This window comes from Thermodesulfovibrio sp. TK500a (genome assembly GCF_055381765.1).
The window spans coordinates 1,587,235-1,598,510 of sequence record NZ_AP041606.1; the positions used below are offsets into that span (position 1 = coordinate 1,587,235).

Below are 11,276 nucleotides of genomic sequence, written 5' to 3' on the forward strand. Positions count from 1 at the left end.
CAGCGAGATTTTCTGGTTTATTAAAAGACAGAGCATCTTTTAGAGAAAGGCAAAAATGATAGAAGAAGCAAAAGAGTTTTTCGAGAAAAATCATTTTATTCCTGAAGAAAAGAGGGTAATAGTAGACTCTCAGAAGGATTTGATTGATGAAGTAATATGGAAGCTTAAAAAAGAAGGGCGCGACTACTCAAAAAATGCCGTAATATTTCCGGGAAAAAGGCCGGCATACTATCTTATAAAACGACTGGTTCGGGAGTCTGACTCCCCTCTAATTCCGCCTGCAATTTTTTCTATAGATGAATTTATTGATTTTGTTTTTGAAAAAATTGATACTTCAGCTTCAATTGAAGCCTTTGATGCAGTGGGAATTATTTACGAAATTTGTAAGGGCAGGAATTATCTCTCACCTTTTTTTCAAAAATTTGACAACTTTATTTCCTATGGATTTAGGTTGTTCAGGGTTTTTGAAGAACTTTATATTGAAGGAGTCTCTTATGATAAGTTGAGGGAGGTAGAGACATTAATAGAAGTGCCCTATCTTTCAAGGCAGAACATCAGAGCTCTATCTGATATTTATGATATGTTTTACAAAGAGTTAAAGCAACGGAAATTCGCTACAAGGTCTCTGAAGTATAAAACTATTTCAGAAAAGGAGATTCTCAGCTTTTTAAATTTTGAATCAATAATTTTTGCTGGTTTTTATGCCTTGACCTATAGTGAAAAGGAAATACTCAAAAAAATTACAAAACATCATAACTTCACTTTTATCTTTCAGCAACGGTTTGGTTTTTCAGAGGAAAAGATAAAAATTTACTGCTGTTCCGATTTGCATGGAGAGGTTAAAATTGCAGGCAAAATATTAAAGGAAATGCTTCAAAGAGAAGAAAGTTTATTAGATGAGGGAACGGCTATAGTGCTTCCTTCTTCTGACTCGCTCTTTCCAATTCTCAGGCAGGGCATTCCCTACATAAATGAAGAAAATTACAATATTTCAATGGGATATCCTCTGCGAAGAACTCCTATTTTTGGTTTCTTTACAAGTCTTTTTGAACTAATAAGCTCTGCAGAAAAAGACAGATTTTATGTGCCCTTGTATCTTAAATTTTTGCTTCACCCATACACTAAAAACATTCTTTATAGAAATAATGCCGAATTAAGCAGAATAATCCTGCATGAAATTGAGAATTATCTAACTAACAAAGATGCTTTAGTGTTTGTTGAGCTCGAAATTCTTGAAAAAGAAATTCCTCAAAGGATAGTTTCAGAATTAATTAACTACGGTATCTCAGAAGAGAACATATACGAACACCTAAAGCTTATTCATGACAACACTGTAAGGAAATTTCTAAGTTTAGAAGACATAGAAGACTTCATGAATAAATCGAGGGAAGTTCTTCTGTTTATATACGAAAGAAGCACCGCAAGGCTGCATCCACTTTTTTATCCCTATGTGGAGAGTTTTTTAAAGGAATTTGACAAATTTGCTCGTTCGTTTATTGGAAGTTTTAGCTTTGAAGAGCTTGAATCTTATTTTAGTTTCTTTAAAAATATCTTTACCTCCATTAATGTTCCCCTAACTGGAACTCCTCTTAAGGGCTTACAAATTATCGGATTTCTTGAGACAAGGAATATAAAGTTTAAGAGAGTAATTTTTTTAGACCTAAATGAAGATATTTTTCCTGCTATTTCTGAGGATTATTTATTGCCCTATGCAGTAAGAAAAATTCTCGGGCTTCCCACTTATCAAGACACGGAGAGATTAATCTATCATTATTTTTCAATTCTAATTGAGGGAGCTGAAGAAGCCCATTTAATATACATAAAGAATGACAGACAGGAACGTTCGAGATTTATAGAAAAATTGATATGGGAACTTGAAAAGCAAAAAGGAGAGAGATATGATGAGAGTAAAAGCCTTATAACACTTTCAAACTACAGGCTTAATCTTGCCAATAAGTTTCCTAAAGAAATAAGCAAAACAGAAGAGGTAATGAAAGTAATTGAAAAACTTACTCTTTCGGCCACTTCTTTAGATGAATACTTAGAGTGCGGAATAAGGTTTTATTATTCAAATATTCTTAGGCTAAAAAAGAGACAAGATGTTAGCGCTGATATGGAAAGGTCAGAGATTGGAACTATAGTTCACGATTCTCTGAGAGATTATTTTAAAGATAAGATAGGAAAGAAGCTTAGGGCTTCTGATTTTAGCAGTAACATTGAAGATATAGTAAACAGGTTTTTCTTGCAGAAGTATGGTGATAAAACAGAAGGTAAATCATATCTGATAAAACTCCAGATATTGAAGCGATTAGGAGAAGTCATCAACTATTACAGAGAAATATGTGGAAAGGTAGACTATCGCATATTATCTGTAGAGGATTCTTTTGAAGAGAAGATAGAAGGGAGAAGATTTAAATGTCGAATAGACAGGGTTGACAGAGTTGATGATAAAACATTAATTCTTGATTACAAGATAACAGGAATAGAGGAAAATTTTAAGATTAATTTTGACAGACTTGATATAAAGGACAGAACAAGTTGGAGAAAAGCCATATCAAGCTTACAAATTCCTCTTTATATGATTCTATATAGTAATAAATATGGTTTGCCTGCAAGTAAAATACAAGGCAGTTATGTTTTGTTAGGCAAGTATGTATTTGATTCTTCCTGTTATTTCAGCCCAATAAGCAACATCAATAAATATGAAGAAATAGAGATTTTAGAGGCTGTTATTGCGGGGCTAATTAAAGAAATAGAAGACCCCGCTTTTCCTTTCATGCCACCGGAGGACTTCAAAAATGCCTGTAGAATTTGTGACTACAAATCCCTTTGCGGAACTTTGACCGTTCCTTCAAATACCTCCTCTGCAGGACCGGTCATATAAACATGACCGTTTTCAGCCCATTCTATTAAGAGGTCTCCTCCGAGTAAATGCACTGTTACTTTTCTGTTTGTAAGTCCCTTAACCATTGATGCCACTGCTGTAGCACAGGCACCTGTTCCACAGGCAAGAGTCTCTCCAGCTCCCCTTTCCCATACTCGCATGACAATTTCGGAAGAATTTTTTACGAAGGCAAATTCAACATTTGTTCTCTTTGGAAATATTGGATGTGTTTCAATAATAGGTCCATACTTTGCGACAGCAAAGTTTTTAGGGTCTTCTTCAAGAAATATCACTGCATGAGGATTACCCATGCTTACGCAGTTTACCTTTGCAAGCCAGCCTGATACTTCAAGAAGAATATCGAAGGCTCTATCACCGTCTGCATCTACAGGTATTTTAGAGGGGGTGAATTCGGGCTTGCCCATATCAACCTGCACAAGTTCTCCAATCTTTTTAGGCTTAATAATACCTGCGAGAGTCTCAACTTCAAGGATATCCTTGTTTGATAGTCCTCTGTCCCATATATACTTGGCAAAACATCTTATACCATTTCCACACATCTCTACTTCAGAGCCATCGGCATTGAAAATTCTCATTTTAAAGTCTGCTCTTTCAGAAGAATACAGCAATAGTAGCTGGTCTGCGCCTATACCAAAACGTCTGTCACAGTATTGAATAGCAAACTTTTCTGGTTTAGATAAGCTTTGATTGATGCAATCAATAAGGATAAAATCATTTCCAAGACCGTGCATTTTCGTAAAATAAATTTTTTCCATTAAAGCAACTCCTCCGGAATGATTTCATTTTTTATTAAATCTTTGTAAGTTTCACGTTTTCTTATGAGGGCATACCTTTCTCCTTTCACAAGCACTTCTGCAGCTCTTGGTCGGCTGTTATAATTTGAAGACATGCTAAAGCCGTAAGCTCCAGCGCTCATGACTGCGAGATACTCGCCGGCAGAGACCTTTTCAACCTCTCTGTCCTTTGCCAGAAAATCACCAGACTCACAGATGGGACCTACAATATCAGCCAATATTTTTTCTCTGTTTTGAGGAGAAATAGGCTTTATTTCATGATATGAACCATAAAGAGTAGGTCTCATTAGGTCATTCATGCCAGCATCTACAATTATAAAATTCTTATGTCCCGTATCCTTTGTGTATATGACCTTTGTAACCAGAATGCCTGCATTACCTACTATTGAACGTCCGGGTTCAACAATCAGTTTTCCTTTCTTATTTTTAACCATAGGAATAAGAGCATTGGCGAGTTCTTTTGGATGAGGAGGTTCTTCGTCTCTATAAGTTATTCCAAGTCCGCCACCTATATCAATGTATTCAATCTCCATGTCGTATTTTGCGAGCTGGTCATAGAGGGACAGAATTTTGCTTAAGGCTTCTACATAGGCTGAAGTTTCTGTTATTTGAGAACCAATGTGTTTATGGATTCCTATGACTTTTATATTTTTCATTGATTTAGCAAGTTTATAGTAATCAAGAGCTTTTTCAATGGGTATTCCAAATTTACTACTTTTTAAGCCTGTTGCTATATATTTGTGCGTTTTAGGGTCTATGTCAGGATTAACTCTTAAAGCAACAGAGGCTATTTTTCTTAGAGCTTTAGCCTTCTCAGCAATCTTGCGAAGCTCTGCTTCTGATTCTACGTTGAACATAAGTATATTGTTTTTAAGAGCATATTCAATCTCTTCATCAGTTTTCCCTACACCAGCAAATACTATTTTGTAGGGTTTAATTCCAGCTTTAAGGGCTCTGAAAAGTTCTCCCCCTGATACGATATCAGCGCCAATGCCAAGTTCTGCGAATATTCTTAGTATGGCGAGATTTGAATTGGCTTTCACTGCGTAGCATATTATATGAGGCACTTCACAGAAAGCCTCTTCATATGCTCTAATGTGTCTTATTAGAGTTCCATAGCTGTAAATGTATAAAGGAGTTCCAAATTCCTTTATTAATTCTCTTACAGGCACATCCTCTGCATAGAGCTCTCCATTTTTGTAAGTAAAGAAGTGCACAACTTCCTCCTTTTGAATTTTTATGAAATATAATATTATACTAATTTTTTGAATGTTTTAAACAAGGAGGAGGCTAAATGGGGAGGAACATTGTTGAGAAAATTCTTGAGACGCATGTTGTTTCAGGGTTTATAAAAGAAGGCCAGCTAATAGGAGTACGTGTTGACCAAGTTTACACACAAGATGCAACTGGCACAATGGCATGGCTTGAATTCGAGGCTATTGGTTTGGATAAGGTAAGAGTGCCTCTTGCTGTCTCATATGTTGACCATAACATGCTTCAGAGCAATTTTATGAACGCCGATGACCATCTCTTTCTGAGAACCGCTGCAGCCCGCTTTGGAGCTTATTTTTCAAGGCCAGGCAATGGAATATGTCATCAAGTTCATCTTGAGAGATTTGCTGCACCTGGACTAATTGCCCTCGGAACAGACAGCCATACTCCTACGGGCGGAGGCATGGGAATGATTGCAATCGGAGTTGGTGGACTTGAAGCAGCCTCTGTTATGGCAGGAATGCCCTTTGAGTTTACCATGCCGAAAGTGGTAAGGATAAATCTCTCTGGAAAACTCAGAAGACCTTATGTTACAGCGATGGATGTTATACTTACTCTCCTTAAAATGCTCACTGTTAAGGGAGGTGTTGGAAAGATATTCGAATATGGTGGTGAGGGGGTGAAAGACCTCTCTGTCACTGACAGGGCAACAATTACAAACATGGGAGCAGAGCTTGGTGCAACAACATCAATTTTCCCAAGCGACGAAAACACACTAAAATTTCTCAAAGCTCAGGGAAGAGGACATCAATGGATTCCCCTTGAGGCCGATGGGGATGCTGAATATGCTGAGATAATCGAGCTTGACCTTTCAGAGATTGAACCAATGATAGCCCAACCTCATAGCCCTGACAATGTGGTTGCTGTAAGAGAACTTAAAGGTATGAAGGTTAATCAGGTCTGCATTGGTTCATGCACAAACTCTTCCTACAATATGATGAAAACAGTTGCATCTATTCTTAAAGGAAAGACTGTAAATGAGGAGGTTACTCTTTTTATAAATCCCGGCTCAAAGCAGGTATATCAGATGCTTGCTCGGGAAGGCGATATTGAGGCAATGATTGCAGCCGGCGCAAGAATACTCGAATCTGCCTGTGGTCCCTGTATTGGAATGGGCGGTGCTCCTGGAAGCGGTCAAGTTTCAATTCGCTCCTACAATCGTAATTTTAAGGGTCGTTCAGGAACAAAGGATGCCTTTGTATGTCTTGCATCACCGGTAGTATGTGCTCTTGCAGCCATAAATGGAGAGATAGTAAATCCCTTAGAGACAGACTTAGAAATAAATGAAGTTAACGACCCGGAGACATTTTTAATAAATGATAATATGCTTATTCCGCCCCGCAAAGAAAAGGAGGCAAAAATAATTAAGGGACCGAACATAAAAGAAGTCCCCGTAAAAGCCCCCCTTGAGGAGAGCATTGAAGCAGAAGTTTTGCTAAAACTTGGTGACAATATAACAACCGATGATATTTTGCCAGCAGGAACGCAGGTGCTGCCTTACAGGTCTAATATCCCTGAGATTTCCAAGTTTACATTCAAAAATCTCGACGAAACTTTTTATGAGAGAGCGATGAATGCGAAAAATAAAGGCGGTGGTATCATTGTAGGTGGTGAAAACTACGGACAGGGCTCATCCCGTGAACATGCAGCAATCGCACCAATGTATCTTGGAATAAAAGCTGTCATAGCAAAGTCTTTTGCGAGAATTCATCGAGCCAATCTAATCAACTTTGGAATCATGCCTCTAATTTTTACAAATCCAGAGGATTATGAAAAAGTAGAGCAGGGAGATATTTTAAAACTCAATGGCTTGATTGAATCAATTAAAGGTGAACAGCAATATGAAGTTATAAACTTATCGAAAAAGAACTCTTTTAAGGTTTATTCGAACTTAAATGAAAGAGAAAGAGACCTTCTCCTAAGTGGCGGACTTCTTCCTTATGTAAGAAAAAAAGTAACTCAATAAGCTGTCGCTACTGTCCCATTTGGGACAGTAGCTCTTCTTGCCTGTCCCTAATGGGACATCTCAAATCGGGCGTTTCCTAATATTTTCAATAACTTATCTTCTGGCAAGTCTTTTGCATTTTCTCTTTTTTGAGAAATTCTCAGGAGGTTTACCATGCAAAAAATTTTAGTATGTTTTGATGGCTCAGAATGGTCAAAAAAAGCTTTGAACGAAGCTATCAAGCTGGCACAAAAATTTGGCTCTCAGATAACAGTTATCTCAGTTATTCCGAAAGTTTGTTTTTTAGAGATTGGCGTAGACTGTGCAACAGTTGAGGGAATTTTTAAGGCCGAATTTGAGGGCAACCTCAAAAGAGCACAGGAAATTTTAAATGAAAAGGGGGTGAAAGGAGAGACAATAATTCTTGAAGGTTCGCCGGCTGATGTAATCATTGATTATGCCAGAAATGGCTATGACTTAATTGTTATTGGTTCAAAAGGTAAGGATGCAACAGAAAGAACACTCTTTGGAAGTGTCACACAAAAAGTGGCATCAAATGCTACTCAATCCGTTTTGATAATCAGATAATAGGAGGAGGAATTTATGAAGCGATTTTTAAATTTCTTTGTTGTATTTTTTGTTTTAACGGTTTTTGTCTCTACCGGAATGGCTCAGAAGCCTGCTGAACAGAAAGCCCAAGAACAGAAGCCTGTAGAAGCTCCGAAGGAAGCACAATCAGCAGAGACTGTTACAGTAAGCGTAGATAAAACAAATCTCTCAGGTGGAGGTAAACTTACAATCACCGGTAAAGCACCAGCTGGTAAGGATGTATATATTGAAGTTTGGGCTGAAAAGACAATCAGAGCGGCAAGACTTGATGCAGACCCAGACCCAAAGACTGGTAAAAGACCCTATATATTTTATATGACCGATGATATGCCAGCCTTTTACAGATTAATTGTTCCTGAAAAATATAAGCCCGTTTTAGAGGATGCTAAAGCAAAGGGTGGAAAGTGGAGTGTTTCTGAAGTTATAAAAAATGCCGGTGCCGATGCTGTTTACGGTTATCCTGCAAAGTTGAAAATTGATAGGTATCAGACGTCTTTGTGGGCAAGCATAATTGGTTCAAGAGGAACAAAGCTTGAACCAATGGATGAAAAAGAGAATAAGCGCAGGTCTATGCAGCTACTTAAAGCAAGATTTCGTAGCGTTGGTAACGTATTTTCTTCAAACTTAAAAATAGCCGAAGATGGTACATTTAAAGCCATAGTAGAACTTCCAGCAAACACTGCGCCTGGAAAATATTTTGTCGTTGCAAAGGTTGACAAGGATATAAAGAGTGAACCAGTTATTGTCGAAAACTCCGTTACATTTCCCAGTGTATATTTACCAAATGCTGGTAGAACTGTTAATGTAATATGGCCATTCCTTCTTACTGCAGCAATTACAACCTTTGGAGTATTGATGGGTGCAGGAGGTGGATTTATTCTTAATCCCATATTAGTTATGCTTGGTTTGCCTCATACTGTTGTGGCAGGAACAGTCATGCCAACTGTTCTTTTCTCTCAAGGCACAGGTATTTATAACTACTCAAAGATAAACTTTATTAACTGGAAGCTTGGAGTTACGCTTGGACTTGCCATGCTTGCCGGAGGTTTCATTGGACCAAAACTTACTGAGCTTATAACTCTTGAGCAATATAAGTTCCTTTTTGGATGGGTTCTCATAATTCTTGCTGCTCTAATGTTTTGGCAGACAACTCCAAAATATCTTGAGAAAAACAAGAAAGAACAGGCAATTCTTAAAGAGTTCCAGAAGAGAGCTCAGGAAGCAGCAAAGAAAAAAGCAGAAGGAGGTAAATAACTATGAAAATCGAATTCTGGGGACAGGAATTTAAAGTAAATCTTGCTATAGGTATTCCAGGTGCATTTCTTATAGCAATTGCATCATCTATGTTTGGCTTTGGTGGCGGGCCATTTATGGTTCCTCTTATGGCAGTTGGTTTAAGGCTTCCCATGTATGTTATCGTTGGTAGTTCTTTGCTTGCCATATTTTTCAATACCCTCATGGGAACATTCAGACATTATGGATTTGGAAACTTTGACCTAATATTCTTCTTAATAATGTTCCCAGCGGCAATTCTTGGTGGTTATATAGGACCTAAGATTGCAAAAAAACTCAATCCTGTAATGGTAAAAAGAGTTGCATGCATTGGTCTTTTAATATTGGCTTTACAATTGCTTGGTGTATTTTAAGAGGGGTTTAACATGAAGAAATCAGTATTCAGCAACTGTGGAATGTGCTCCGTAAGGTGCCCCATTCGGGTTGAAGTAGAAGACGGTAGAGTTAAATGGATAGAAGGAAATCCCTACGTTCCTGGCATGGAGGGCAGCCTCTGTGCCAGGGGCTCTGCTGGAATTGCCCTTCTGTATGACTATGAAAGACTTCAATATCCAATGATTAGAACAGGTGAGAGGGGTTCTGGACAGTTTAAGAGAGTAAGTTGGGAAGAAGCTTTCAAATATGTTGCAGACAAAGTCAAGGATATCCAAGCAAAGTATGGCAAAAGAACAGTAGCACTCTTAGACAGAGGAGCTGGTCTCTTTGGAGAAATGCAGAGACTTATTGTAAGAGGAATGGGTTCTCCCAATTACTTTAGCCATGACGACTTCTGCAGAAAAAATGTTGACCTTGCCTATCAGACTCTGCTTGGCTACGGTAGACCCGAAGTAGGATATGATTTTGCCAATACTAAACATATGGTATTCTATGGCAGGAATGCCTTAGAAGCCTTAGGTGTAAGAGAGGCAAATAATATTGTAAAAGGACTTGAAAACGGTGCAGAGCTTACATACATTGATGTAAGAGCATCAAAAACTGCGACAAAGGCATCAAGATTTTACCAGATAAGACCAGGTACTGACTATGCTCTCAATCTTGCCTTAATTCATGTGATTTTAAAAGAAAATCTTTACGACAAAGACTTTGTTGATAAATTCTGTGATGGAACTGTAGAACTTGAAAACTTCGTAAAAAACTTTACTCCCGAGTGGGCTGAAAAGGAGACAGGAATCCCTGCCTATGAAATAGTAAGTCTTGCAAGAGCATTAAGTGCAGCAAAGCCAAAGGTGATTATCTATCCTGGCTGGTTTGCTGCAAGGTATGTGGATGCCTTTTACTTTGCCCGTTCCGTAATTATCCTCAATGCACTCCTTGGAAGTATCGAGCAAAAAGGTGGATTGATTCTTGCAAAGACACCAAAGGAAGTGGGAGCAAAAGGATTAAATAGTCTCCTTGAGAAAATTCCTGCACCTGAGGAAAAAAGAGTTGAGGCTGAGGCAGGTAAAGGATTTCTCTACGATGGAGCAGGACACATTCTCCATCTTTACAGAGCAATTAAAAAGGGTGAGCCCTATCCTGTGAAGGCTCTCTTTGTAGTTCGTTATGACCCATTTGCAGGAATTACCTTAAAAGATATTAAAGAAGTCCTTGATGGACTTGACCTTTTAGTGGCAATAGACACTAACTATTCAGCCACTGCCTGGTATGCCGACGTTGTATTGCCAGAGTCAACCTATCTTGAAAGAGATGACATGATTGGACTTCAGAGAGGAGCAAAGCCTGCATTCATAATGAGAAGACAGGCAATTAAGCCAATCTATGATACAAAGGGCAAGTGGGAGATAACAAAGGGACTTCTTCATGCCTATGGAGTTGGACAGTATATGCCCTTTGAAACCATTGAAGATCTTTGGAATTATCAGCTTGAAGGAACAGGAGTAAAGATTGAGGATTTCGATAAATCTGGACAGGTTGCTCTCTGTAAAGATGCTAAAATGTATTCAAGAGACGAGCTCAAATTCAAGACTCCTTCAGGTAAAGTAGAGATTCTCTCAAGCAAGATGGCTGAAAGAGAAGTTCCATTCTTCTATGAACATCAAACACCTGCAAAGCCTAACATTGAAGAGGGTGAGTTCAGACTTGTCTTTGGAAGAATGGCAGTTCATACCCATGTGCAGACCCACAACAATAAATATCTCAATGAAATAGTTCCTGAAAATGAACTTTGGATAAACGATAAAGTGGCTTCAAAACTTGGAATAAAGAATGGTGACTGGGTAGAGGTTTCTTCTGGAGATTTTTCAGGGAAAATTAGAGCAAAAGTTACTCCGTTCATTCATCCAGAGGCAGTGTTTATGTACAGAGGATTTGAGAATGAAGTGCCCTGGAAGACCCGTTCCTATGGTAAAGGTGTTAATGAAGGAAGACTACTCAAGGGTGCCTTTGACAGAATGGCACATGGAAGCCATACAGGTGCACTTTTTGAAAACTTTGTAAAAGTGAAGAAGGCTTAAGGGAG

8 protein-coding genes are annotated in these 11,276 nt (G+C 38.3%); 6 read left to right on the top strand and 2 right to left on the bottom strand.

From position 1 onward, the window contains the following. Positions 1 to 55 precede the first annotated feature (55 nt). The gene (locus ACZ430_RS08370; protein WP_297210662.1) at positions 56 to 2,884 is read left to right on the top strand and encodes a PD-(D/E)XK nuclease family protein; all 2,829 of its coding nucleotides are present in this window, start codon (positions 56 to 58) and stop codon (positions 2,882 to 2,884) included. Here the strand turns inward: ACZ430_RS08370 and dapF are convergent. Together dapF and lysA are read right to left on the bottom strand one after the other, a co-directional pair. Then, a complete protein-coding gene (gene dapF / locus ACZ430_RS08375; RefSeq protein WP_366934798.1) occupies positions 2,818 to 3,651 on the bottom strand; it encodes a diaminopimelate epimerase in 834 nt (277 codons plus the stop codon). The two genes, ACZ430_RS08370 and dapF, sit on opposite strands and share 67 nt — an antisense overlap. An 8-nt stretch (positions 3,652 to 3,659) precedes the next feature. Continuing rightward, complete coding sequence (gene lysA / locus ACZ430_RS08380; protein WP_297210668.1) at positions 3,660 to 4,916, bottom strand: diaminopimelate decarboxylase; 1,257 nt, start codon at positions 4,914 to 4,916, stop codon at positions 3,660 to 3,662. Between the two features lie 77 nt (positions 4,917 to 4,993). Between lysA and ACZ430_RS08385 the strand changes: the two genes are divergently transcribed. The 5 genes from ACZ430_RS08385 (at position 4,994) to ACZ430_RS08405 (ending at position 11,271) form a co-directional block, all read left to right on the top strand. Next, positions 4,994 to 6,937 (top strand): aconitate hydratase, encoded by a 1,944-nt coding sequence (locus ACZ430_RS08385; protein WP_297210671.1) that lies wholly within the window; start codon positions 4,994 to 4,996, stop codon positions 6,935 to 6,937. A 153-nt stretch (positions 6,938 to 7,090) separates the two neighbouring features. After that, positions 7,091 to 7,504, top strand: coding sequence for a universal stress protein (locus ACZ430_RS08390; RefSeq protein ID WP_141266414.1), 414 nt, complete (start codon positions 7,091 to 7,093; stop codon positions 7,502 to 7,504). A gap of 15 nt (positions 7,505 to 7,519) precedes the next feature. Beyond that, positions 7,520 to 8,779: a sulfite exporter TauE/SafE family protein gene (locus tag ACZ430_RS08395; RefSeq protein ID WP_339944513.1), complete on the top strand. Its 1,260-nt coding sequence runs from the start codon at positions 7,520 to 7,522 to the stop codon at positions 8,777 to 8,779. 2 nt (positions 8,780 to 8,781) lie between these two features. Beyond that, positions 8,782 to 9,171 carry a sulfite exporter TauE/SafE family protein gene (locus ACZ430_RS08400; protein WP_464910523.1) on the top strand — a complete coding sequence of 130 codons (390 nt, stop codon included), beginning with the start codon at positions 8,782 to 8,784 and terminating at the stop codon, positions 9,169 to 9,171. A 12-nt stretch (positions 9,172 to 9,183) separates the two neighbouring features. Beyond that, positions 9,184 to 11,271 (top strand): molybdopterin-containing oxidoreductase family protein, encoded by a 2,088-nt coding sequence (locus tag ACZ430_RS08405; RefSeq protein ID WP_464910524.1) that lies wholly within the window; start codon positions 9,184 to 9,186, stop codon positions 11,269 to 11,271. Positions 11,272 to 11,276 lie beyond the last annotated feature (5 nt).